We start from the raw sequence: 24,923 nt of genomic DNA on the forward strand, positions 1-24,923 counted from the left end.
TTAAATCAAATACTACTATTGTGATTAGAGCTTGATGGCTGATGTTAGTTCTCACTAAAATGCTCAAAGCCCTCGGACGCTAAAGTACTTATATCGAATGGTTTTTCATCAAGTCGAATATCTATTTTACCCGTTGCACCAGTCATTTTACCGATACAGGTAACGTCGATATTATAACTTGCAAGTGATGTTTCTATGTGTACGCGCTGCTCTTCAGAAACCGTGAATAAAAGCTCATAATCATCGCCAGCCGTTGCCGCATATTTCAACGCTGTCGATAAATCGTCTATGTTTTTGCCTAGGTGTTCTGAAATGGGAAGTTTGTCTAAATGGATTAATGCGCCGGTACCAGACTTCTCAACTAAGTGCCCTACATCCTGCAATAAGCCATCACTAATATCGATACACGAGCTAGCAATGCGTCTTAGTGTTGTGCCTGCCAGTATTCGGGGTGTCGGACACCAGTGTCTTAAGGTCAAATAATTTGAGGCTTCAGGGTCAACACTGATTTTATCTAATAAAATGTCTAGCCCAGCGCCTGCATCGCCTAGTGTACCAGTCACCATTATTAAATCACCGGCCTTCGCACCGCCTCTGGTCAATGCATTGTCTTCGGGTACGAACCCTTGTGCGGTGATCGTAATGCTAAGCGGCCCTTGAACAGTATCACCGCCAATCAGTTGAAATGAAAAGTATTCGCTTAGCTCATGTAACTTGTTTGAAAACGCGCTTAACCAAAGCTCATCTGTTTTGGGAATACTCAAGCTTAAATTTATCCAAGCTGGCTCTGCGCCCATTGCCGCTAAGTCACTTAGATTACAAGCGACTGCTTTATGAGCAATGTATTCTGGAGGTGTGCCCGGCAAGAAGTGCACACCTTCAACCAAAGTATCGGTCGTTGAAGCGAGTAACTGCCCTTGAGGGACTTTAGTGACCGCAGCATCGTCCCCAATACCGATTAGGACATCCTTTCGCTGATGGCCACCAGTGGCAAAGTAGTTTGCGATTAAATCAAATTCTTTCAAAACAGGTTCATTTACGTGAGCAGGTATTAACTGCGCTCGTCCTTTCTAAGCGTTTTAACCGCTTTATCGAGTACACCGTTAACGAATTTATGGCTTTCTTCAGCGCCAAATAACTTGGCAAGTTCAATTGCTTCGTTAATCACCACTTTGAAAGGCGTGTCGATGCGTTCAACCAACTCTAGTGTTGCGAGCCTAAGAATCGCTTCTTCAACAGGATCAAGTTCTTCTGGTAGACGACCAAGATAGGGTTTGATTGTTTCATCAAGCTCATCGACTCTGCTTGCCACACCATTTAGCAAAGCTTGAAAATACTCCATATCTACTTTGCTCATATCATTGGTGGTGGCGATAGTCAGTTCGACTTGCGCAATTGGGTTTTTACTCATTTGCCATGCGTATAAACCCTGTGTGGCGAGTTGCCTCGCCTTCTTTCTTGCAGCTGGTTTCACTTACTTAGCCTCGTCAATAGCGCTAAGAACATTGACCATTTCAAGCGCACTTAACGCTGCCTCAGCACCTTTATTACCAGCCTTTGTACCAGAGCGCTCGATGGCTTGCTCTATGCTATCTGTCGTAATAACACCGAAAGCGACTGGAATGGTTGCGTCAAGAGAGACTTGCGCTAAGCCTTTGTTACATTCGCCTGCAACAAAATCAAAATGCGGCGTGCCGCCTCTAATTACTGCGCCAAGTGCAATGATTGCATCGTATTTGTTTTGTTGAGCAAGTTTCTTTGCCACGATAGGAAGCTCATAAGCACCGGGTACACGAACCACGGTGATATCATCTGAGTTGATTTCGCCAAAACGGTCTAAAGCGTCTAATGCACCTTCAAGCAAGCTTTCAACCACAAAACTATTGAAGCGTGAAACAACGACTGCAAATTTTTTACCCGTTGCGCGGATACCGCCTTCTATCTCAATCATTTATGCTCTCCAAAACTGGGGCCTTAAAAAAAGGCCCGCAAAAAATCGGCGCGAAGTATATCACAACACGCTAAGGAATTAAGGTTATTTATCGTAAAGGTATTCAACGACTTCTAGTCCAAAACCAGAAAGCGCTGAGTATTTGATAGGCTTACTTAGCAGGCGCATTTTCTTGACCCCTAAGCTGGCGAGTATCTGGCTACCAACGCCAACCGTCCTGCTTGACCCTTGCCATGTCTTACTGGTTGCAACTTCGTCATTATCTTCGGCTTGGAAGCGTTTAACTTGAGCTTCGATATCTTCATCTTTGCCCAATAAAACCAGCACACCATTTTCGTCATGAATACGTTGCATTGCTTTGTGTAAGGGCATTGAGCGATTAACTGCACGTGTTGAGCCCAAGAGGTCGCTTAGGGTATTGTGCAAATGCACGCGCACTAGGGTCGGTTCAGCATCGCTGACTTCGCCTTTTTGCAAAGCAAAGTGGATTTGCTCATCAATGACATCTTTATATGTATGTAAGGTAAATTCACCAAACTCGGTTGGCAATTGACAGGTCGCGACTTTTTCAATGGTCGTTTCATTAAGGTTTCTGTACTCGATCAAATCGGCTATTGTGCCAATTTTAAGATCATGCTTTTGAGCAAAAACTTCAAGCTCTGGACGTCTTGCCATCGTGCCATCGTCATTTAATATCTCAACAATGACTGACGCAGGTTCACATCCTGCAAGACGAGCTAAATCAACACCTGCTTCGGTATGCCCTGCTCTGTTCAATACTCCACCGGCCTTTGCTATCAGTGGAAAAATATGGCCTGGTTGTACAATGTCTTTTGCTTTCGCGTCTGGATTAACGGCTGCGAGGACAGTTTTAGCGCGATCGGCGGCAGAAATACCCGTAGTAACGCCTTCAGCGGCTTCGATTGAGACCGTAAAATTAGTAGAAAACTGTGCACCATTGTTATCGACCATCAACGGAAGCTTTAAACGTTCGCAACGCTCTGTTGTCATTGGCAAACACACTAAACCACGGGCATGCGTTACCATAAAGTTGATGGCTTCGGGCGTCACGTGTTCAGCCGCCATGATTAGGTCGCCTTCATTTTCTCGATCTTCATCGTCCATCAAAATAACCATTTTGCCTTGTTTGATGTCTTCGATGATTTCTTGTGTACTATTTAATGGCATACCAAATTCTCTTTAATATCTTTTGTGTGTGTTAATGTGTAATCAATTCATATTAATTACATGTGTCTTAATGTGACTTTAACCCGCTAAGTATAGGTAAATTATTCACTTTTTATTATTTTATAAGGTCTATTTTAAATACCCGTGCTCGGCCAAAAACGCCATACTGATGTCTTGTTTTTCTGTCGTTGCCGCTTTATCGCCCAACATTAAGCGCTCTAGATAACGCGCGATTACGTCGACTTCCAAATTGATTTTTGTGCCTGGCTTGTACATACCAATTATCGTTTCTTGTAGCGTATGAGGTATTAACCACAACATAAACGATGCGCCTTTTACTTCATTAACCGTTAAACTTACGCCGTCGACAGTAATAGACCCTTTATGCGCAATATACTTTGCAAGTTCATCGGGCGCTTTTACCCAGACTTCAACATAACGCGTGTGGTCGTTAACCGCTAGTACTTCTCCTACACCATCGACATGACCACTGACAATATGCCCGCCAAAACGGGTATCTGCTCTCATTGCTTTTTCAAGATTGACCTTTGAGCCGACTTGGTAATTAGCAAAACCAGAGTACTTGATGGTTTCTTTAGATACATCGACTGAGTAGTAGTCACTGCCAAAATCAACCACCGTCAGACATACGCCGTTAGTCGAAATACTGTCGCCTAAATGCACGTCTGACATGTCAAGCTTGCCAACATTGACGGTCAGTCTAAGATCATCGCCGTGATTTTTTAGCGCGCTAATCGTCCCTATTGCTTCAATAATGCCTGTAAACATGGTTTATTCTCCTATACTCGCGCACTTGACGGTTTAATTACAAAGCGTTGGCGCGTATCGTCGCCTATTTGTACACAATCCACTAATTTAAGATCGATTACTTCAGTCAAGTCAGTTAATAATTTTGTATTGGTAAGACTGCGCGCACCATTGCCGAGGATTTTTGGCGCTTGATATAGAACTAGCTCGTTGACGAGCGCATTATCAAACAAAGCACCCGTAAGACTTGCACCCGCCTCGACCCAAAGATTGTTGATTTCGATGTTTGCCAATTCAAGTAATATGGACTTCAAACAAAGATGAGTATTCTCAGCATTTAGTTTGACTTGGATCTGTTGTGTGTTTTTCTGGCTTAATTTACTGTTAATTTGATGATTGAAAACAAGTACCGGATGCTTGTCTTGGAAAATTTGATAATCATCGCTCAAACGATTTTTACTATCGACTAATACGCGCAAAGGTTGTTTTTCACGGTATGCGAAGGCTGTTTGCGCTTCTTCAGAGAGTAGACTAGGACGAACATTCAACTGCGGGTTGTCTACCAGCACAGTATCTGCGCCACTTAAAATCGCACAACTCTGCGCGCGCAAGTCTTGCACATCAGCTCTTGCTTTCTCGCCCGTTATCCATTTGCTCACGCCATTCGCTAAGGCTGTTTTGCCGTCTAAACTCGAAGCTAGCTTTACCGTTACCCAAGGCTTAGCATGCTGCATTCTGTGAAAAAACGCGCGATTTAAATCATCGGCTTGATCTTTCAACAAGCCCGTTTCGACCTTAACACCAGCTTGTTTTAGTTTAGTAATGCCGCTTTGATTGACCAATGGGTTTACATCAACTGACGCAATAATGACTCTTTTAATTTGAGCGGCAATAAGTGCATCCGCACATGGAGGTGTTTTACCCTTGTGACTACAAGGCTCTAGAGTGACATAGCATGTCGCATTTTTTGCTTTGTGCCTTGCTTGACGCAATGCAAAAACCTCAGCGTGAGCTTCCCCAGACTTTTGATGGTAACCTTCGCCGACTAGCTGTCCTGTTTCATCCACAATCACTGCACCCACTCTAGGGTTGGGTGTTGTTGAATAACGACCTTTAGCAGCAAGCTCAAGTGCACGCAACATCCACTTTTGGTCAGTTTCTGAAAAACTACTTTGAATCACTCATCACCTAATTTGGCAATCTCTTCACCAAATTCACGAATATCTTCAAATGATCGATAAACAGAAGCGAAGCGCACATATGCGACTTTATCTAACTCCTTTAAGGAGTCCATGATGATATTTCCTACCAAAGCACTCTCTACTTCACGTTCGCCCGTTGCCCTTAGTGTTGACTTAATGCGGGTAATGCATTTTTCGATTTGTTCGGTACTCACAGGTCGTTTTTCGAGCGCGCGTTGCAAACCCGCACGCAGCTTTTCTTCATGAAATGGCTCTCTGGAACCATCTCTCTTGACTACTCGCGGCATCACAAGTTCAGCGGCCTCAAAGGTTGTGAAGCGCTCTTTGCATTGCATACACTCTCGTCTACGACGAACCTGAGCACCATCAGAGACTAGTCTTGAATCAATGACTTTGGTTTCTTGTACTGAGCAAAACGGGCAAAACATCAACTGTCCTTTGGTTTTAAAAAAGCCGATTAACTAAAAAGCCGGAGTGTAAAACTCCGGCTGTAGTATAGTCTATTTGTATCAATTCAAATAGTTAGAAATCAAATGCTCGTTATCAGCGCTGTCTATTCAGACAATAGTGAATGAAAGAGCATACTGACTACTTGCTTATTAAGCGTATACAGGGAATTGTTGGCACAAGGCCACGACTTCACCTTTAACGCGCTCAATAACAGACTCATCACTGATCCCGTCTAATACGTCACATATCCACGTAGCCACTTGCTTCGCTTCGTCTTCTTTGAAGCCTCGACGCGTGATCGCAGGTGTACCAATGCGCAATCCACTAGTGACAAACGGTGAACGCGGATCGTTTGGAACAGAGTTCTTGTTAACCGTAATATTAGCAAGACCTAAAGCAGCGTCAGCATCTTTACCAGTGATATCTTTATCAATTAAATCAAGCAAAAACAGGTGGTTGTCGGTACCATTAGATACAACTTTGTACCCTCTTTCTTGCATTACCGACACCATCGCTTTTGCGTTTTTAAGTACTTGCGCTTGGTAAGTCTTAAATTCTGGCGCTAAGGCTTCTTTAAAGGCAACTGCTTTAGCCGCAATGACGTGACATAAAGGACCACCTTGGTTGCCTGGGAAAACAGAACTATTTAGTTTCTTGTGAAGTGTTTCATCATCTGATGCAGACAAAATCAAACCACCACGAGGCCCTGCTAGTGTTTTGTGAGTTGTTGTCGTCACAACATGAGCATGAGGCAGTGGGCTTGGGTATACACCTGCTGCGACTAAACCCGCAACGTGCGCCATATCTACCAATAAATATGCACCGACTTTATCCGCGATTTCACGGAAACGCGCCCAGTCAACAATGCCTGAATAAGCTGAGAAACCGCCGATGATTAATTTTGGCTTATGCTCAAGCGCTAATGCTTCAACTTGGTCATAATCAATGATGCCTGTTTCTGGGTGCAATCCGTATTGAACTGCATTGTATGTTTTACCAGAGAAATTAACGTGAGAACCGTGTGTTAAGTGACCGCCGTGCGCTAAGCTCATACCTAACACAGTGTCGTTAGCTTCGATAAGTGCCATAAACACTGCTGTGTTCGCTTGTGAGCCAGAATGTGGTTGAACATTAGCGTATTTAGCACCAAATAATTCTTTTGCACGCTCGATCGCTAAATCTTCAGCAATGTCGACATACTCACAACCGCCATAGTAACGCTTGCCTGGGTAGCCTTCTGCGTATTTGTTAGTTAACTGAGAACCTTGCGCTTCTAAAACACGCGGGCTGCAATAGTTTTCAGAAGCAATCAATTCAATGTGATGCTCTTGACGTTGATTTTCTTTTTCAATCGCAGCAGCTAATTCTGGGTCAAATTCAGCAATGGTGCTTTTATCGTTTAACATAGGCGGGCTCTCCAATAACGCGGTAACAATCACAAATATAGATTTTAAATTTTGCGGGTATTTTATTCATTTTTGCCAGCATGTATAGCGCTTTGTTGGAATAAGCTATGCGGGGCTGTAAAAGTATGGGAGTTTTGGGTGTTGGAAGGTTCCAAAGGGGTTATCGCTTTTACTGAAATGATATTTCTTTGTTGTTAACTATGATGGGGTCCAAGGAGGTTCCCTTTTTCAAGGGAATGACGTTTCTTTGTGGTGAACATGGAAGAGTTCCAAGGAGGTCCTCGCATTCGCGAGGATGACGTTTCTTCGATGTTGCAAATTTGATCGTCATTCCTTCGAATGAAGGAATCTCGTCAATCAACAACCATTCAATCAAACTTTAGAGCAAGCATTACTAAAGAACATTCAGCGCGCCAGATGAGCGTTTCCCCTTTATAAAATCTTGTGCCAAATGGACGTGGCGCTAGAAACGGGCATGGATGCCGTAAAGTGGTTTTATAAAGGGGAAATGCTTATCTGGTAAAAGCTGAATATTACTTACGAAGAACGCTGTTAGAGGTTAGCTTTTGTTAGCGTTAAACGCTTCAAGTGCTTTTACGCGGTCATATAGTTTGTCGATTTGGCGAAGTCGCACAGTGTTTCGTTGCCAATCTCGAGTCGGAAGCGCGGGCATGCCAGAGGAATATACGCCAGGTTCGGTAATGTTTTTAGTCACCATGCTGAATCCCGTTACTTGCACTTTGTCACAAATATCAATATGTCCATTCACGACAACAGTACCCGCCAAGACTACATATTTACCGATATTTGTACTGCCCGCAATACCGGTACCGCCGCAAATACAGGAACCATCGCCAATAGTGACATTGTGTGCGATTTGTACCAAATTATCGATAATCACATTTGCGCCAATCACTGTGTCATCGAGTGCGCCGCGGTCAATGCAGGTATTCGCACCAATCTCGGTGTTTTTTCCCACGACTACTGAGCCCGTTTGAGGAATTTTAACCCACTGCCCTTTATCGTTTGCATAGCCAAAACCGTCAGAACCAATGACCGTTCCACTGTGCACAGATACACCATCAGCTAACTGCACCGAGTGATAGATGCTGACGTTGGCTCTTAAATTTACATCGTCTCCCAACACCGCATTTTTACCGACAAAACTATTCGCGCCAATGCTTACGCGGTCTCCAATAACAGCACCCGATTCGATCACTACGCCTGCAGCGATTTTGGCACATTCACCAATAGTAGCGTTTGGGTGAATATTTGCGGCGTCTGAAATACCTTCATCTAGTGAAGGGGTGCTATCTAATAATTGAGAAGCCTTTGCAAATGCGACGTAAGGGTCATCACAAATAATCACATTGCCTTCAAATGCACTGGCATTTGCTTGATTCAAGATCACCGCGCCCGCTTTAGAGTTTGCTAAATCTGCCTTGTATTTCGAATTGGAAAGGAAAGACAGCTGTTCACCCGTTGCCGACGCAAGCGTGTTCATTTTTGTGATCATCAAATCACTGTTTCCAACAAGTTTACCCTGTATATGTTGAGCGATTTCACCCAAAGAAAAGGCTTGAGTCATTTTAAGTTGAGTCCCCTGTTTACGCTTGTGTGTTACTTTTCGTGCGCCCGTGCAAACGAATATAAAGCCGACAAACAATTTTTTACGCAGTTTTTTATAGAATATAACACACAAACAAAGTAGCACTGAATGGGCATTGTCAATTAGAATAGAACGATAACATGAAACCAATATGAGAAGACTATGGCTCAATACGTATATAGCATGCATCGCGTGGGCAAAATTGTCCCACCCAATCGACATATTTTAAAGAACATTTCACTGAGTTTTTTCCCAGGCGCGAAAATTGGCGTATTGGGTTTAAATGGCGCAGGTAAATCTACTTTGCTCAGAATAATGGCCGGTGTAGATACTGAAATCGAAGGTGAAGCTAGGCCTCAAACTGATCTAAAAATTGGTTATTTACCGCAAGAACCCAAGTTAGATGAAAGCAAAGACGTAAGAGGCAATATCGAAGAAGCAGTTGCCGATGTCGCGCATGCATTGAAAAGACTTGATGAAATATATGCTGCATATGCAGAGCCAGATGCTGACTTTGACGCCCTTGCTAAAGAACAAGGCGAAATGGAATCAATCATTCAAACCAAAGACGGTCATAATTTAGAAAACGCGCTTGAACGCGCAGCAGATGCACTTCGCCTGCCGCCGTGGGATGCCGATGTAAGCAAGCTTTCGGGTGGTGAAAAGCGTCGAGTGGCCCTTTGTCGTTTGTTGCTAGAAAAGCCAGAAATGTTATTACTAGACGAACCCACTAACCACTTGGATGCCGAGTCGGTCGCTTGGCTAGAAAGATTCCTACACGACTACGAGGGGACCGTCGTTGCCATTACCCACGACCGTTATTTCTTAGACAACGTTGCGGGATGGATACTTGAACTAGACCGTGGTGAAGGTATTCCATGGGAGGGTAACTATTCAAGCTGGCTAGAACAAAAAGATGCACGCTTAGAACAAGAAGAGCGTAGCGAAAACGCACGCCAAAAATCAATCAAGCAAGAGCTTGAATGGGTGAGAAGCAACCCTAAAGGTCGTCAAGCAAAAAGCAAGGCGCGTATGGCGCGTTTTGAAGAGTTGAACACTGGCGATTATCAAAAGCGCAACGAAACAAACGAATTATTTATCCCACCAGGTGAGCGTTTGGGCGACCAAGTTATTGAAGTCAAGAAGCTGAAAAAGTCCTATGGCGACAGGGTCTTAATCGACGACATGAACTTCGTGGTACCTAAAGGCGCTATCGTAGGAATTATCGGTCCAAACGGTGCAGGTAAATCAACGCTATTTAGAATGCTAACGGGTCAAGAGCAAGCCGATTCAGGTGAAGTTATCGTCGGTGAAACCGTTCAAATTGCGAGTGTCGATCAATTTAGAGATCACATGGATGGGAACAAAACCGTTTTCCAAGAAGTCTCTGACGGTCAGGATATTATTCGCATTGGAAACTTTGAAATAAATAGCCGCGCATATTGCAGTCGCTTTAACTTTAAAGGTACCGACCAGCAAAAATTCATCAAAGATTTATCAGGTGGAGAGCGCAACCGAGTGCATTTGGCTAAGCTGCTAAAAGCGGGCGGTAACACCTTGCTTCTGGATGAGCCAACCAACGATCTAGACGTTGAAACACTGCGCGCATTAGAAAATGCGATCTTAGAATTTCCGGGTTGCGTAATGGTGATATCACACGATCGATGGTTCTTGGATAGAGTCGCCACTCACATTCTTGATTACCGAGATGAAGGTAAAACCAATTTCTACGAAGGTAACTATAATGAGTATGAAGCTTGGTTGAAAGAAACCCATGGTGCGGATGTTGTTCAACCTCATCGATTGAAATATAAAAGTATTGATTAACGAAAAACAAAAAACGGCGCTTCATGCGCCGTTTTTGTATTAGTCATATGCTAACAAGGTTTACTTAACGATTTAATTAACCAAATGATTCAAGGAATAAAGCCCACGCGTCTCATTAGATTTCTTTCTGACTTCTTCTAGCGCTTTGGCTTCACTCATTTCAAAAAGTGTATTTATTAGACGATTAAAATGAGCATGCATAGCCGCTCTCGCGCCCGCAGCGTCTTTATTCTTGAGTGCGTCGACAATGGCTTTGTGCTCATCAAGGCGATCCTTGTCGCTGGTGTCACACACTGATTTATACGCAGTTTTGATCTCAGGTTGACTATCTCTTAACTGCCAAAATTTCTTAACCGCAAGTAGAATGGCATTATTGCGCGTTGCTGTAGAAATAATTAAATGGAATTCCCTATCTGCTTTTTCAGGGTGAGCGCCTTTTTCCATTTCTTGCAGGGTACGCTCAAGCTCCTTCAATTCTTCTTCAGTAATTGCCTGAGCTGCCAAAGCTGCCGCCTCACCTTCAACCAAAGCGCGCGCTTGCGTTAATTCAAATGGACTGACATTTGCTTCTTGTTCGCTTTGGTTTACTTGCTCTAAAACATAAACGCCAGAGCTAGTTTTAACATCTACTCTTCCCCTAACTTCTAACGCTATGATTGCTTCTCTAATTGTCGGTCGACTTACATCAAAAGTTTCTGCTAGCTCACGCTCTGGTGGCAAACGACTGCCAGGTGGGTATAAACCAGAATCTATTAATGCTTCGATTTTTTCGACAATATGCCAAAACATGCGACGGGTTTTCATTTTGTAACCTTTTTGAATAATTCTTTTAACTTTCTTACTATAAAACTAGACTTTTGCTTAATGATTTTAAAGACTTAACAAAAGACTTGATAACATAAAGTGTCCATATGTAAAGAATAACCCATTTAAGTAACATTACCAATAACTTTATCATTGGTAATAACATTTTAGTGGGCTGGTTTTACAAAATAAAAAAGAGGCCTATACGAATATAAGCCTCTTGAAAGCCCTGTATTAACAGGGGCACACATACAACTGGTAGGAATTAGATTCGAATTAACTCAACTTGACCTACGATCGTGTATTCTGAATCGTTAAAAGTGAAGGTTTTCGATGCGTTTTCTGACTGTGCGTCTTGCGCAATCGCTATCAAATAAGCTTCGCCTGTTTTAAACGTGACTTCATACAAAGCTACACCATTACTTGCAGCTGAACTCACATTTTTTAGAGTCGCTAGCTGACTATGGCTCGCTATCGTAAACTCCTGTCTAGCATTGTATTCACCGTGAACTTCTAGCAAGCTCAAAAATTGATGATTTGACGCATCTGAAACACGGTTAATCAACGCCTGATTGGCAATTAAATTGAAGTTTGGATCATTAGCGCCAATGCGCGTCATCAAAAGTTCATGATTCGTTGATTGAACAGTAGCGTGTGTATAAAACGTTTTATCTTTCAACCAGGTCACTTTGGCAAGTGGCTGTTCAACCTTACCTTTAGCTTGAAGCCATAGGTGCTCATAGCCATTTTTATCGCCGAGCGGTTTCTGCTCTAGTGTGTTTGCTTCCAATGTCACCGTAGAGTCAATGAACTGACCAATAAAATGAACCGGCACGTCATACTGGTGACTAGATTCGGAGGCTACATCTAATATATCAAGCACGAAAACCTTGCCTTCTTTTGTGTTTATCATAGCTTGAGTTCTGGTAAAGTTGACATCGTCATATGCTTCATCGATTTTCGCAGAAGCCACTTGAATTTCTTCATCAGTTTCAACAAATAACACTTCTGGGTGAAAGCGATTACCGGTTTTAGTGTTCCCTTTAAAATGACTTATTTCGTCTACAACTAGTGTGTTGTGTGCGATGGTTTGCTTAGCATAAGACTTATTCTCAGGAAGGTAATGACCGCCATATTTTGCCTCGATGTTTAGGAAGCGAGCCGCTCCGTAGTCATATACGATTTCTTCACCTTTGTTATAAAACATCCAATGCAGTTTATCGAAGTGACCGTGGCCTAATCCTTGAGAAGTTGCCTTAAAGACAAGTGTTTGATGATCTTCTAACTGGTTCTGACGAAACACAACCAGCGATCCTTCGTCACCATTAACACCGTCGCCAAAGTTTATTGAAGCAAAGGGATATGGAGTAGCCATGCCCTTATCTAAATCATTGGCCACTTGAAGACCATAACCAGTCAATAGGGTTTGCTGTTGTTTATCAGCGATGGTTAATAAACCCTTTTCGCCCGTCTTATTGTAAGCAATTGCAACGCCGTGAACGAGTTCACTCGTGTCGATACCTTTATCCTTTATCGCGTCATTAATACCAAAGAATAGGCCGTTGTAACTAAGTTGAATCGTAGTATTAATTGCCTTTAGCAAAATTTCATCTCTGTACTCAAAAATCTTGCGCTCAGGTTGATTAGTCTCTACCGCTTGTGCAAACAGTACAAATGGCATTAACGCATAGCGTTGGTAATATGGGCCTTCGTTGTAATAACCTTGTGGTGAAAACAACATATCAAGTTGTTTCATAAAACCAGCGTCACCGTTTCTATCTAGGCCATATAGCGCCTTTTCTACCCATTCTTGATTATTTAACACATAACCAATCATACCAACAGCAGCTGTCGCCCATGTGCCGTGATTATGGATTTTATTAAACGTTTGTGGAGACTGTTCAGAAAGGTAGTCAACCATAGGTTCAAACAGGTTAGTCTTTATAAATGCTTGGTCTTTTTCTGAAACTGCATGTTTTACTGCATCGTATGCTTGGCTTGTATAAACTAACCACACTGCCTCGTTCAAGCTTTGCCAAAACAACTTCCCAGGAGACTGCTCTTTTTGTTTTGGATGCAAAGGCAAAGTTGGATACATGTTTGCGTATTCCATTAAAATACGCGTCACGTAATCAGCGTATTTTTGCTCTTGAGTCAGCACATACAAGCGCCCCGCGTTGTACATATCTGCATAGTTCTTTTTGTGAACTTCATGCGTGTAACCACCACCAGCATCTTTTGGTAAAGGCACATTTATTTCTTGAGTTAGTTTCGCATCAATCAACGCTTTTTGGGCCAAGAATGCCTCAGAAAAACGGCCATTGTTAAGCAACTGCGAACGCATGCTATCAACTTGTTCTTGGGTCTCTAGTAGGTAAGTTCGTGATTTTTGTACATCTGGCCCACTCACTGCTTGCGTGCATGATGCAAGTGCAAATAAACTTAAAACCAAAACAACTATGTGCTTCATGACTACTTGCTTCCTTTTACTGTGTTATTTCTTAATACTGCCGTTGAATCACCCTTGGTAAACACTTCTGTGACCTTAGGCAGTTCAACGTCTATAAATGAATTGTTTGCGACTAGCGTTTGTGGCTCACCAACAGTGTGTTCGATGATTATTGGCATCAAGTCAACGAACTCGTTGTTCAACAAATCAGTATCTTGTGCGCCATGAAGATAAAAGCTCGCCTGGTGTTTATTGCGCTTGCCTTTAGCGATGTTTTCAAAACGACTATTCTCAACAAATACATGTGGTCCAAATGTACTTTCGTCAGTCCCACCCCGATAGATTTTAGCAACCGCGCCTTGAATATCTTTAAACTGAGAGTTACTAATAGTCAGATACTCTAAATTGTAGATGCCTAAGTCATCCTGCTCTTTATTTAATCTAAGAATGTCTCCCGTGATGTTTTCAAAAACACTATCGGTAATCGTAATTCGATCAGCCATGCTGCGATAACCCGCATCAAACACGTGTGCTGAGTGGTTGACGTTTAAATTTCGCACAATTACGTTGTCGAAGCTCAAGCGATAATTTTTTAAGGTAGGAAGTCGAGTATTGCGAACTAAAACATTACCAGCCGCATCTGGTGCCTTTTCTCCGTCGATGACTAAGTTGTGAAGTTTAAGACTACCACCATCACTGATTTCTGCTAGTAGGGTTCGCATTGGGTAAACTACCGCAGCCTTTTCACCGCTACCCATGATGGTCACAGTAGTATCGACTATAAGTGGCTTAACCATTTCGTATTCACCAGCAACAAGCTTGATAACATCGCCCGCGTTTGCATTTGCAACGGCATCAACAAGACCTTGTGGACTGTCGACCGTCACTTCATTTCCACTGCTAAACTCAACTAATTGCGTATCTTTAGGGTACCAACTTACACCTGTCTTATTTTTGTCAATTGGGCGGAGTGTCAAACTTGCGCCAACTCCTTTTGAAGCAGCTTCGGTATTCACAAGTAAGCCTGTAGCAGCACGCTCAACCTTGATCGCTTGTTTGACGAAACCTGACGCTATTTGTTCCGGCATATCAGCATTTGTTAAATTGCCAGAAAACGTGATACCAGAGACATCGTCAAAAATTTTAAATGGTTGTTCACCTTCACTGACAACTAGATTGTTTTTAAACGCACTGTCGATAGGCACGGCTGTGCGTTCGGCGTCGCTACCTGCTGCAAGGTTGATATTAGATAAGTTAACTAAAGTGTTATTTTCGATTACTGTATTTTTAACTTGATGATAGCGATTGATTCTAGAGTTCGGCACACCATTTAATACAACAAAACCGCCTCCAAACCTTATACCCGTTAGACCTTCCATGTAGTTATTGCGAATCGTTTGATCAGCGTTGATAACTCTAATACCACCCGTGTGGTCTTTGCCATTACCTAAAAACACATTGCCTTCCACTAAATTCCCATTTCCATGACGAAGTGTTAATGTGCCACGAGACTCAAAAAAGGTATTATTTCTAAAAGTATTGCTGCCTGATTTATTCGAAATAATTTCGACTTCGCCATTTGCCCGGTCAAAATAATTGTTCTCTACAACTGTAAAGGAATTGCTCAGTGAGTATTTACTGGTTCCGACTCTAAGCGTCTCACCGCCATTGGAGCCTAAAATAGGGCGAGGACCAAAATAGTTGTGATCAATTTGATGATAGTTTTCTTGGCTTGCGACACTATTTAAGCGAACAGCCATTGTAACACCAGCGTTACTTTTACCTTCAAGATGGTTGTGATCAAAGCGATTGTATCGGCCATACATTGCAACCCAATTGTCAGAACTAAATTTATCTGGGTTAGAGAAATTGTCGATGACTGTGCGAGTCACTCTTGAATGATTTGCTAGTTTATCTCCGCTCTTTCTAAAGGAAATAACAGAACCAGTCGGGCTATAACCGTCTTTGAATACTAAACCAGACACGACAAGGTGCTCACCATACAAACTAAGGTTAGAAAGCCCTGACAATATAACCTCACCTTCAGTTTGTGCGCTTACGCCTATCGGTGACTCCTTGGTACCCTTGCCTTGAACCAACATTTCAAAGTCTTCCCAGACACCGTTTGCGAGTACAATGGTTTGTCCAGGTTGAGCGTTTTCCATCGCCTTGTTGAAAGCAATTTGGTCGGCTACTAAAACGTGACCTTGTGGTAACTCAATTGACGATTTGGTTTTCGTCTCGTTTGACCCTACACAAGCACTGAGGCCAATCACGGCTAATAGTGAGAGAACTAATACCGCTGATTTTGTACCCTTCATTACTTCACTACCTTTTTCGTTAATCATTATTATTTTTGATTCGAGCACTGTTCAAAAAACACGCACTCATGAACGACAATAAAATGTCATACATTTGATACTAATATGTAAACAATGTATCGCATAATTGTCAACCTTTATTAATACCAATTAAAATTTAAAATATTACCAATATTGAATTTATTGGTAATACCATGTTTTTTATGTATCATGCACTATGTGTTAGCAAGATGTTGCGTGATTAACGCTTAAATAACAGCTTGTTCAATCGAACTTGTTTTCATTTATTGAGGTTTTTAATGTATTCGAAATTTCTTCAACAAACGCTCATGAAGCTACTTTTAGGCGGAGTCGCTATCATTTCTCTTTCAACGCCCAGCCTCGTAACTGCTTACGACCACGAAATACTGGCCGATGGTGTTTTATTAGGTGATATCGACGCTGTGAAAGCAAGGAAGAAGCCGAGTGAAAATTTCGAACTAATCGATTGGCACCTAACACTGCCTATCGACACTAATAAAGATGGAAAGGCAGACACCATCCAAGAACCTTTTTTGGCAAATGGATTTGAATTAAAGCCTTTGTTTTTTACAGGAAACGATGGGGGCTTAGTGTTCGTTGCTCCCAATAAAGGTGCTAAAACTTCAAAAAACACTAAATACACCCGAACAGAATTACGTGAAATGCTTCGTCGCGGTAACAAATCAATTAAAACACAAGGTGTTAATAAAAATAATTGGGTGTTTAGCTCAATGCATCGTTCAGGTCAGCGCAAAGCAGGTGGTGTTGACGGCAGTTTAGAAGCTACATTGGCAGTCAATAGAGTGTCGACGACTGGTGATATTAAAATGGTAGGACGTGTGATCGTTGGTCAAATACATGCCATAAAAGACGAGCCAATTCGGCTTTATTATCGCAAACTACCCGGTAACACGAAGGGCTCAGTATACTTTGCACACGAGATTAATGGGGGGGATGATATTTGGATAAACCTAGTTGGCTCTCGCTCTCATACCCTATCAGACCCCGAAGACGGGATCGAACTCAACGAACTGTTTTCATACAAAATAAGTGTCGTGAAAGATGATCTTACCGTCACTCTTATTCGACAAGGCAAACCAAACATTACTAAAACGGTTGATATGAGCGAAAGCGGATACGGAAAATCAAACCAATACATGTATTTTAAAGCAGGTGTGTACAACCAAAATAATGGCGGTGAAGACAATGACTTTGTCCAAGCTACCTTCTACCATATTAAAAATGAACATCAAGGATATGATTATTAAACAAGGTTTATTGTTTCATTTTTTAAGCTCCAAAAAACACTAACGTTTGTTAAGTTCTTGTTTGATATAGGCATCTAAGTTTTTAATAAGGTCGATATCCATATCAGATAATATCCCTTGGGCATGTTCTGGAATATGCCCTCTTACCTTTTCTGGTTCTCCCAAGTAATGCCCTAGCAGGGTTTTCCAAGCTTCTTTTCTATTGCTCTCCATAGTGTTAAAGCTTTGTATTGCATGAAGCAACGCGACAACAGGTGTAGCGGTCGAAACTCGACGGTCTGACCACCAATAATTGAGTAACACATTAAATTTGCTAAGCGCTTCCACGTGGTGCCACCAAGGTGTTGGTATAAAAATACCGTCTCCTGCATTCAATTCAACCGACAAAGCATTTTCATATGCATAAACATAGTTGGGGAAGCGATTAAGATCGGGTTGGTTTATGTCAACTAAACTGACAGCCTGGCCAGCAGGAGTATGATCAATAGGACCCACATATAGATTAGCAATTTGCTCTGGTGGGAATAAGGTAAAGCGCCGTTTACCCGCGCCGACGATAGCTAGATTATCTGCCTCATCAAAATGAGCAGCAATTTTTAAACCATGTCCAAACCAAATTAGTGGCTTTCTAAAGCTATCAAGTAGATGCGTGTGATGCTGCTTTAACATGCTTTTGAATAACTTCGAAAGTGGTGTACTTTGAACCGCATAATCGGCATCGTCGATTTTTCTTTCCATGCGAGCAAAGCAATTCTTTAGACTCAATTCTGCGATTCCAAAGTTCATTGCCCTCATGTCTTCTCTGTAAAACATCTTTTTTTGAGACGATTTTGGCACTCTTGTCAATCGAACATTTTCAATCTCACTGTCACTCTCTCTGGCTTGAGTTTGGAGATATCGAAACGCATCATCTGAGGCAGTAACGATTGGCCAATCCTTTGCAACCCGTCTTATAACGAATGGTTGATAAGTATTCTGTATGAGCGCTTCAAATTCATCACGACTCAAGTCATGGTATTCGTTTGGCGCAGATAACTCGCTTGGTCGGAGTTTAAGCATATAGTAACTAGGCCTAATTTTAGTTTTAAAAACGGGCATAGCATTTAGGTAATTAATGTAAAAATCAAGCCTTTTAAAATCTAAATACGCCCTCTGGATATGTTAATAATTTGTTTAATTTTCACCTGAATAATTATGAATACGTATGCATTTTTGATGACCGACGTTATGAATACGTATGTAGTAAATGTAAACGGATTGCTAATAAAAGTGTGGGTTTGTAACATTCATGTCAGATTTTTGAAGTCTTTTGATAAAGATTCGAAATCGTTCACACACCACAGGATCAAGACATAATGAAAAAATTTAAACCCAATCTAATCTGCGCAGCGCTAATGACTAGCGGATTAGCATACGCTTCAAATGGCTTTGCACAAGAAACAGACGCTCAAAGCGACGAGCCAAGTGTTAACGTAGAAATTATCCAAGTATCAGGCATAAGAGGTTCTCTTATCCGTGCACAAGCACTTAAGCAAGATAACACTTCATTTGTAGAAGTGCTCTCAGCTGAAGATATCGGTAAGTTACCAGATACAAGTATCGCTGAATCACTTGCTCGTCTACCTGGTATTGCAGGTGAGCGAAGAAACGGACGCACATCAGGCTTATCAGTACGTGGTTTTAACGAAAACTATGTAGCAACAAGCTTAAACGGTCGTGAATTGCTTGGTATGGGTGACAACCGTGGTGTTGAATTTGATTTATACCCTTCTGAAATCATAGCGAACGTTGTTGTATACAAGACACCTGAAGCTGGCCTATTAAACCAAGGTATTGGTGGTACTGTCGATTTACAGACTATCAACCCAATTGGTAAAGATCGCACAATCGTATTTAATGGCTCTTTAGAACAAAACCAAATTGATTCACAAAACCCTGACTTTGACGACCAAGGTCATCGTTTCTCTCTCAACTTTGTAGACTCTTTTGCTGACGATACATTGGGTGTAGCGGTTACTTTTGCTTCACTAGAATCGCCAAGCCAAGAAGAGCACTTCCGTGGTTGGGGATATCCTGGTGCAAGCACAACAAACGATCGCGACCAAGTTGATGTCCCTGAGGGCACACTTATCTATGGCGGTCATGATTCATTTTTCCGTTCTGGTTTATTAAAACGTGATTCACTTGCAGCGGTTGTTCAATATCAACCAACAGATGATTTAGAAGTTAAATTCGACGCGCTATTTATCGATTTTAATGAGCAAAATGCAAAGCGTGGCTTGGAAGAAGGTGGCCCTGTATGGGGTGGCGTAGACTATACAGTCACGGAAGTTCAAGATGGATTAGTCACTGCTGGATTCCATGATGGATTTCATTCTGTTGTGCGCAACGACGTGTCAGAACAAGATGCAGAACTTAAGACATTTGGTCTTAACGTTGAGTATCAAATTAACGATTACTGGTCAGCTGATTTAGATATTTCAACAGGTAGCGTTGAAAAAACGATTACTGACATAGAAAGCTATTCAGGCGTTGGTCGTGCTGGAATTGATGGTCGCCCATTATCAGCGAGAAGTTGGACACAAACGGCTACTGGCATTATGTTTGGCGCTCACCCAACGCTTCCGGGTGTTGATTTGACCGACCCTAACCTGATCAAGCTAGCTGGCCCACAAGCTTGGGGTTCTGCTATAACAGGCAGCGACGGACAAGACGGTTTTGTTAACCGCCCTGCATTTGAAGAAGATTTAGATTCACTTCGCTTCACCTTAAACGGTGTTGTCGAATACGGCATAATTTCTGGCGTTGAAGCTGGCTTTGCATACTCTGACCGTTCTAAGTCTAAAGTCAATGACGGTATTTTCTTGCGTGCACCTGCCTACCCTGGTGAAGATGCTATACCTGAGGTGTTAGGTACAGTTGACCTTGGATTTATCGGTATTGGCGGTATTTTAGCATATGACAGCTTGGGTTTATTCAACAGCGGTTTCTACACCGAGTTTAATGCAAACCTAACAGACAACTCTCGCCTAGGTGACACTTACGTAGTTGAAGAAGAACTAACGTCAATGTGGGTACGTGCGGACATCGATACCTTTATTGGTGATATGTACTTACGTGGTAACTTCGGCTTACAAGCAATGAGTGCAGACCAAAGTGCTACTGGCTTTAGTGTTATCACTAACGCAGCAGGACTGAGCGAAGCGACACCTGTTGAAGGTGGAGATGACTACACCGACCTATTACCAAGCTTTAACCTAGCGTTAGAAGTACTTGAAGGTCAGTTCGTTCGTTTAGCTGCTTCAAAAACAATTTCTCGCCCTCGTATGGACGATATGCGTCCAAACAATCAGGCTAGTTTCTCGTTTGATGAGACTCGAATCACGTCAACTGATCCTCAGCGTAGTGCTTGGTCTGGAAGCTCTGGTAACCCATTGCTTAAAAACTACGAAAGTAACCAGTTTGATATCGCATATGAAAATTACTTTGACGATGAAGGCTTCTTTGGTGCGGCTTTCTTCTACAAAGACATCAAAAACTGGCATAGAACACAAGATAACGTGCAAGACTTTAGCGCGGTATATATTCCTGAATTCCATCAAAGTGCTAACGGTGTTTCTCCGGCCATTTTCACTGGCCTAGTTAACCAAACTAACGATGGATTAGAAGGTTATGTGCGTGGTTACGAGTTCCAAGCTAGCTTGCCATTTGCGATGTTTAGCGACACGCTTGCAGGTCTTGGTTTATTCGGTAGTGCAACTTTCTTAGACGGTGAATTCACAGACGGCACTAGTGTTCCAGGCCTATCTGAAGAAAGCTACCAAATGACAGCATTCTATGAAAGAGCCGGTTTTGAAGTGCGTATTTCAGCCCGTAAACGCGATGAGTTTACAACTGAAGTACGTGGTTTAAGCCTACGTCTTGACGAAACCGTTGACCAAGGTTCAACATTGGTAGACGCACAAATTGGCTATGACTTTAGTGAATCAGGTATTGAAGCTCTTGAAGGACTTCGTATCACGCTACAAGCTCAAAACTTAACAGACGAAGAAACGGTTCAAACAAGTGACACAGACCCACGTTTGATCACTCAGTACCAACGCTTTGGTCGCAACTTCTTACTTGGTTTCAATTACGAGTTCTAAGTTAAGGTTTTGTGATATTCTACAAAGCTAAATAAAGCCCACCTTTGGTGGGCTTTTTGCCTCAATAAGCGCTTTATAATACAGAGTGAACACTTAGTCTTTGGTGCTTATAAACTAGCAAAATCATTGTTTTAAAAAAAGTAAAAAGGATACATCGACATGCAAACACAGGTAAAAAAAGTCGCAGTATTAGGTGGCGGTACCTCTGGGTGGATATCTGCAGCGCTATTAAAAAAGGTGTTGGGAACAACCGTTGATGTAGAATTAGTAGAATCTGAGCAAATCGGAACGGTTGGCGTGGGCGAAGCCACTATCCCGCCGATTCAAAAAGTAAATCAAGTTTTAGGCATCAATGAAGCCGAGTTTTTACGCGAAACAAAAGCCACCATTAAGTTGGCAATTAAATTTGAAAACTGGCGAGTAAATGGCGAAAGCTACTTTCATACTTTTGGCGCGCCTGGTCGTTCAATGGCATTTTGCCACTTTCATCACTTTTGGAAACGCGCAAAGACGCTAGGTCTAAAAGAATCACTTTGGGAATACGACCTTAATTACTTGTGCTGTAAAGAGAATAAATTTGCACAGATTAACGCAAAAGACCCCGTATTGGATTTGAGCTACGCCTATCATTTTGATGCGGGTCTGTATGCCCGTTACCTTCGAAAACTTTCTGAACAAATGGGCGTAGTGCGCACTGAAGGCCGTGTTGAAAAGATTCTTCAAGACGAGCAAAGTGGCAATATTACTCGTTTAAAGCTAGAAAATGGCAAAGAAGTGCAAGCAGATTTATTTATTGATTGCTCTGGCTTTAGAGGATTATTGATCCAACAAACGCTAAATGCAGGGTTTGAAGATTGGTCACATTGGCTCCCGTGTGATAGCGCAGTTGCAATTGCTTCAGAACGACATGAGCAAACAGCACCATTTACCCGTTCAATTGCGCGTGAAGCTGGTTGGCAGTGGCGTATACCGCTGCAACATAGGAATGGCAATGGCTTAGTTTATAGCAGCGCTCATTTAAACAAAGAGCAAGCAGAAGACTTTTTACTTAAACACCTTGATGCGAAAGCGCTAAGTGAACCCAACCATATTAGATTTAAAACCGGCAGAAGACGTAAGCAATGGCATAAAAACGTCGTGGCTGTTGGTTTATCAAGTGGCTTTTTAGAGCCTTTGGAGTCAACCAGTATTCATTTGATCCAATCTGCGGTGACTAGGCTAATACAACTGTTTCCGCATGACGGTATGTCACAGAGCAACATCAATGAGTACAACGCTCAATCTAAATTAGAATACGAACAAATTCGTGATTTTATTATTTTGCACTATACATTAAACGAGAGAACAGACGCGCCGTTTTGGCGTGATGTGAGAGAAATGGAAATCCCATCTTTGTTGCAACACAAAATGGATTTGTTTAGAGAATCTGGCAAGATAGTTCGGGAGTTTAATGACTTATTTCATGAAAGTTCTTGGCTTCAAGTCATGCTTGGTCAAGGTATTGAACCTCAAGACTACCATCCTTTGGCAAACTCAATGAGTGAAGCTGATCTGTTTGAGTTTTTGCGTCGCTTAAAAGAAATTAAAAACGAGCCGCTACCGAAGTTGCCGTCGCATGATTTGTTTTTGGAAAAATTTGCTGGGTTTGCGGGCTGATTTGGATGACTTTGCATCGCACTTCGTATGTAATATTCAGCTTTTACCATATAAGCCCATTCGCTTTCATAAAAACGCACACGGGCATCCATGCCGCTTTAGCGCCGCGTCCTTGCGGCACAAATTTTATGAAAGTTGTTTATTGAGGCCCATACTCAGTATTTAACTGATAAAACGTCACCTTAGAAAAATCATCACCATCACCCGTATTGTTTTGTGAATACGCACCGGCTTTGAAATAATTCCACTCTTCAATAATGTCGTAACCGCTTCCGCGTTCGTTCATATCGACGTAGTTGTAACCGATAATCGGGCCATTCAAATTCCCTCTTCTGATAATGACATCAATGCGTGCTCCACGTTGGTCAATCTCATAAGAGAATACCTCGCCTAATGCAATGCCCTGCGAAGGATTATTGGTAATGGTGGGATGTGATTGGTCGCTACTTAATTCATCACCCACAACCATGAGCCATAAATCATCGCCGCCGCGTAATTCGTGAGCAAAGTAGATATAACCGCGTTCATTGTTTTCAAATTTCTTGTAATACAAACGAATGGGTTCATCGTCATCAGCGTGAATCTGACCTACGATTACACGGCCTTCATGAAGCTGCGAACCGGTAGTAGTGACTTCGTCCACTTTTAATGTGGCTGTCATGCGACCGCCGCGACCACCAACTGTCGTTTGTGGATCAGGCTGATAACCTAATATCCAGTTGTTTTCATTCACACCCTGCGTGCGAATACTGGTATCACCACGACGGAGCATACCGCGTAATTCAGAACGCGTGAAAGAGGTATTAGCAGAGGTTTTAGCACCATCTACCGTTGCCACAAAGACCATTCCGCCGTCTTCGGCAGTATAAAAGTATTGCTCACTCACATAACCAGCATCTAATTGACGTTCACTCGCTCTTAATGAAAAACCATCGTTGGGGTCAACTTCTGGTGTATCGAGTGCCCACGACAATAAATCGAAATTGCTACCCGGTGGCACATTTGGGTCCAAATTGAACTGAGCGATATCCACGGGTTGTTCTGTAATTGGAGCACTATCAACATCTAAAGGACACCCCATCACTGCGATTTCTGCTAGTTCAGTTCGACCATCCGTGTCGCTGCCCTTGCTCGTTAAGCGAATAAAGCGAGCAGGAGTATCTTCAATATTCGTTATATCAAAATATGCGGTTTCACCACTCGAGTCGACCGAACTTGCAATGGTTTCGAATGCACTGCCGTCTTCAGAAATTTCAATATCAAAACTATTGATAGACTGTTCACCGTTCAACCAAGCACTTCCAATTTGCTTAACCTCGTACCTAAAGCCTAAATCTAGTGTTACGGTTGCATCGGGTAGTTCAGTAATCCAACTACCATTTCTGTCGAGTTGACCATCGATAACGTTGCTAGCCAGAAAAGCACTATTTGTATTATCATCACTGCTTGCGCTGACGATCTGAATGTAGTCCAAGCCAGTGCAGCTTGTTACGGCTAAATTTGGCGGAAAAAGTGGGTCAGCAATAGATGGTTCAGGAGTTGGATCAGGATCTGGCGTGGGATCAGGTTGACTCGGCACCTCTGGCTCTGCAACGGGAGGCTCTGAACTGGAAGAGCCACCACATCCAGATAAAATTAGAATCGAACATCCAAGAAACAAATATTTTTTCATCTTGTTTTCCTTATCTTTGTTAAAGATTACTTCAACTAAATCGTGATTTAAGCAATCAAATAATTGTGTCATACATGGTGACTAGCAAAAGCTGCTCATTATCACTACAAGACATAAACGTCTGTTCAAAAGCAAAAAAAATAGCGCTGCAAGAGCGCTATTTTTACTTGCGTAGCTTAAAAGCTA

18 protein-coding genes are annotated in these 24,923 nt (G+C 42.3%); 4 read left to right on the top strand and 14 right to left on the bottom strand.

The window, feature by feature from the left end; translation table 11 throughout:
* Nucleotides 1-44 precede the first annotated feature (44 nt).
* The 9 genes from thiL to lpxD form a co-directional block, all read right to left on the bottom strand.
* Nucleotides 45-1,025, bottom strand: a complete 981-nt coding sequence (gene thiL / locus KUL10_RS09765; protein WP_110428754.1) for a thiamine-phosphate kinase — start codon at nt 1,023-1,025, stop codon at nt 45-47.
* Nucleotides 1,026-1,051: 26 nt separating this feature from the next.
* A complete protein-coding gene (gene nusB / locus KUL10_RS09770) occupies nt 1,052-1,474 on the bottom strand; it encodes a transcription antitermination factor NusB (protein ID WP_110428755.1) in 423 nt (140 codons plus the stop codon).
* Nucleotides 1,475-1,951 (bottom strand): 6,7-dimethyl-8-ribityllumazine synthase, encoded by a 477-nt coding sequence (ribE, locus tag KUL10_RS09775; protein ID WP_110428756.1) that lies wholly within the window; start codon nt 1,949-1,951, stop codon nt 1,475-1,477.
* A gap of 84 nt (nt 1,952-2,035) precedes the next feature.
* Nucleotides 2,036-3,139 carry a bifunctional 3,4-dihydroxy-2-butanone-4-phosphate synthase/GTP cyclohydrolase II gene (ribBA, locus tag KUL10_RS09780; RefSeq protein ID WP_110428757.1) on the bottom strand — a complete coding sequence of 368 codons (1,104 nt, stop codon included), beginning with the start codon at nt 3,137-3,139 and terminating at the stop codon, nt 2,036-2,038.
* A gap of 129 nt (nt 3,140-3,268) precedes the next feature.
* Nucleotides 3,269-3,928, bottom strand: a complete 660-nt coding sequence (locus tag KUL10_RS09785) for a riboflavin synthase (RefSeq protein WP_110428758.1) — start codon at nt 3,926-3,928, stop codon at nt 3,269-3,271.
* Between the two features lie 11 nt (nt 3,929-3,939).
* Nucleotides 3,940-5,088, bottom strand: a complete 1,149-nt coding sequence (ribD, locus tag KUL10_RS09790; protein WP_255417690.1) for a bifunctional diaminohydroxyphosphoribosylaminopyrimidine deaminase/5-amino-6-(5-phosphoribosylamino)uracil reductase RibD — start codon at nt 5,086-5,088, stop codon at nt 3,940-3,942.
* Nucleotides 5,085-5,537 (bottom strand): transcriptional regulator NrdR, encoded by a 453-nt coding sequence (gene nrdR, locus KUL10_RS09795; RefSeq protein ID WP_110428759.1) that lies wholly within the window; start codon nt 5,535-5,537, stop codon nt 5,085-5,087. The genes ribD and nrdR overlap by 4 nt, the downstream gene beginning before the upstream one ends.
* Before the next feature lie 171 nt (nt 5,538-5,708).
* Nucleotides 5,709-6,965 (bottom strand): serine hydroxymethyltransferase, encoded by a 1,257-nt coding sequence (gene glyA / locus KUL10_RS09800; RefSeq protein WP_110428760.1) that lies wholly within the window; start codon nt 6,963-6,965, stop codon nt 5,709-5,711.
* Nucleotides 6,966-7,524: 559 nt separating this feature from the next.
* Nucleotides 7,525-8,553: a UDP-3-O-(3-hydroxymyristoyl)glucosamine N-acyltransferase gene (gene lpxD, locus KUL10_RS09805; RefSeq protein ID WP_110428761.1), complete on the bottom strand. Its 1,029-nt coding sequence runs from the start codon at nt 8,551-8,553 to the stop codon at nt 7,525-7,527.
* A gap of 183 nt (nt 8,554-8,736) precedes the next feature.
* Here lpxD and ettA point away from each other — a divergent pair, with 183 nt between their 5' ends.
* On the top strand, nt 8,737-10,401 hold the full coding sequence (gene ettA, locus KUL10_RS09810; protein ID WP_110428762.1) for an energy-dependent translational throttle protein EttA: 1,665 nt from the start codon (nt 8,737-8,739) through the stop codon (nt 10,399-10,401).
* Nucleotides 10,402-10,473: 72 nt separating this feature from the next.
* On the opposite strand, the gene KUL10_RS09815 is transcribed toward ettA, so the two are convergent.
* The 3 genes from KUL10_RS09815 to KUL10_RS09825 all read right to left on the bottom strand — a co-directional run bounded on the left by KUL10_RS09815 (nt 10,474) and on the right by KUL10_RS09825 (nt 15,975).
* Nucleotides 10,474-11,205 (bottom strand): FadR/GntR family transcriptional regulator, encoded by a 732-nt coding sequence (locus KUL10_RS09815; RefSeq protein WP_110428763.1) that lies wholly within the window; start codon nt 11,203-11,205, stop codon nt 10,474-10,476.
* 265 nt (nt 11,206-11,470) lie between these two features.
* Complete coding sequence (locus tag KUL10_RS09820; protein WP_110428764.1) at nt 11,471-13,675, bottom strand: heparinase II/III family protein; 2,205 nt, start codon at nt 13,673-13,675, stop codon at nt 11,471-11,473.
* A gap of 2 nt (nt 13,676-13,677) precedes the next feature.
* Nucleotides 13,678-15,975, bottom strand: coding sequence for a chondroitinase-B domain-containing protein (locus KUL10_RS09825; protein WP_110428765.1), 2,298 nt, complete (start codon nt 15,973-15,975; stop codon nt 13,678-13,680).
* Between the two features lie 299 nt (nt 15,976-16,274).
* Here KUL10_RS09825 and KUL10_RS09830 point away from each other — a divergent pair, with 299 nt between their 5' ends.
* A complete protein-coding gene (locus KUL10_RS09830) occupies nt 16,275-17,264 on the top strand; it encodes a polysaccharide lyase family 7 protein (RefSeq protein WP_110428766.1) in 990 nt (329 codons plus the stop codon).
* 39 nt (nt 17,265-17,303) lie between these two features.
* On the opposite strand, the gene KUL10_RS09835 is transcribed toward KUL10_RS09830, so the two are convergent.
* Complete coding sequence (locus KUL10_RS09835) at nt 17,304-18,323, bottom strand: cupin-like domain-containing protein (RefSeq protein WP_158525362.1); 1,020 nt, start codon at nt 18,321-18,323, stop codon at nt 17,304-17,306.
* A 296-nt stretch (nt 18,324-18,619) separates the two neighbouring features.
* Between KUL10_RS09835 and KUL10_RS09840 the strand changes: the two genes are divergently transcribed.
* Nucleotides 18,620-21,409, top strand: coding sequence for a TonB-dependent receptor (locus KUL10_RS09840; RefSeq protein WP_110428768.1), 2,790 nt, complete (start codon nt 18,620-18,622; stop codon nt 21,407-21,409).
* A 159-nt stretch (nt 21,410-21,568) separates the two neighbouring features.
* Nucleotides 21,569-23,065: a tryptophan halogenase family protein gene (locus KUL10_RS09845; protein WP_110428769.1), complete on the top strand. Its 1,497-nt coding sequence runs from the start codon at nt 21,569-21,571 to the stop codon at nt 23,063-23,065.
* A 139-nt stretch (nt 23,066-23,204) separates the two neighbouring features.
* On the opposite strand, the gene KUL10_RS09850 is transcribed toward KUL10_RS09845, so the two are convergent.
* Nucleotides 23,205-24,737 carry a polysaccharide lyase family 7 protein gene (locus tag KUL10_RS09850; RefSeq protein WP_158525363.1) on the bottom strand — a complete coding sequence of 511 codons (1,533 nt, stop codon included), beginning with the start codon at nt 24,735-24,737 and terminating at the stop codon, nt 23,205-23,207.
* Nucleotides 24,738-24,923: the final 186 nt, after the last annotated feature.

The organism is Glaciecola sp. KUL10 (assembly GCF_003203515.1).
Lineage (GTDB): Bacteria > Pseudomonadota > Gammaproteobacteria > Enterobacterales > Alteromonadaceae > Glaciecola.

Coding starts and splice junctions, on each gene's coding strand:
- KUL10_RS09840 (WP_110428768.1), top strand. CDS start 18,620: ATGAAAAAATTTAAACCCAATCTAATCTGCGCAGCGCTAATGACTAGC.
- nrdR (WP_110428759.1), bottom strand. CDS start 5,537: ATGTTTTGCCCGTTTTGCTCAGTACAAGAAACCAAAGTCATTGATTCA.
- KUL10_RS09815 (WP_110428763.1), bottom strand. CDS start 11,205: ATGAAAACCCGTCGCATGTTTTGGCATATTGTCGAAAAAATCGAAGCA.
- KUL10_RS09785 (WP_110428758.1), bottom strand. CDS start 3,928: ATGTTTACAGGCATTATTGAAGCAATAGGGACGATTAGCGCGCTAAAA.
- KUL10_RS09850 (WP_158525363.1), bottom strand. CDS start 24,737: ATGAAAAAATATTTGTTTCTTGGATGTTCGATTCTAATTTTATCTGGA.
- KUL10_RS09835 (WP_158525362.1), bottom strand. CDS start 18,323: ATGCTTAAACTCCGACCAAGCGAGTTATCTGCGCCAAACGAATACCAT.
- KUL10_RS09830 (WP_110428766.1), top strand. CDS start 16,275: ATGTATTCGAAATTTCTTCAACAAACGCTCATGAAGCTACTTTTAGGC.
- ettA (WP_110428762.1), top strand. CDS start 8,737: ATGGCTCAATACGTATATAGCATGCATCGCGTGGGCAAAATTGTCCCA.
- glyA (WP_110428760.1), bottom strand. CDS start 6,965: ATGTTAAACGATAAAAGCACCATTGCTGAATTTGACCCAGAATTAGCT.
- KUL10_RS09825 (WP_110428765.1), bottom strand. CDS start 15,975: ATGAAGGGTACAAAATCAGCGGTATTAGTTCTCTCACTATTAGCCGTG.
- KUL10_RS09820 (WP_110428764.1), bottom strand. CDS start 13,675: ATGAAGCACATAGTTGTTTTGGTTTTAAGTTTATTTGCACTTGCATCA.
- ribBA (WP_110428757.1), bottom strand. CDS start 3,139: ATGCCATTAAATAGTACACAAGAAATCATCGAAGACATCAAACAAGGC.
- KUL10_RS09845 (WP_110428769.1), top strand. CDS start 21,569: ATGCAAACACAGGTAAAAAAAGTCGCAGTATTAGGTGGCGGTACCTCT.
- ribE (WP_110428756.1), bottom strand. CDS start 1,951: ATGATTGAGATAGAAGGCGGTATCCGCGCAACGGGTAAAAAATTTGCA.
- lpxD (WP_110428761.1), bottom strand. CDS start 8,553: ATGACTCAAGCCTTTTCTTTGGGTGAAATCGCTCAACATATACAGGGT.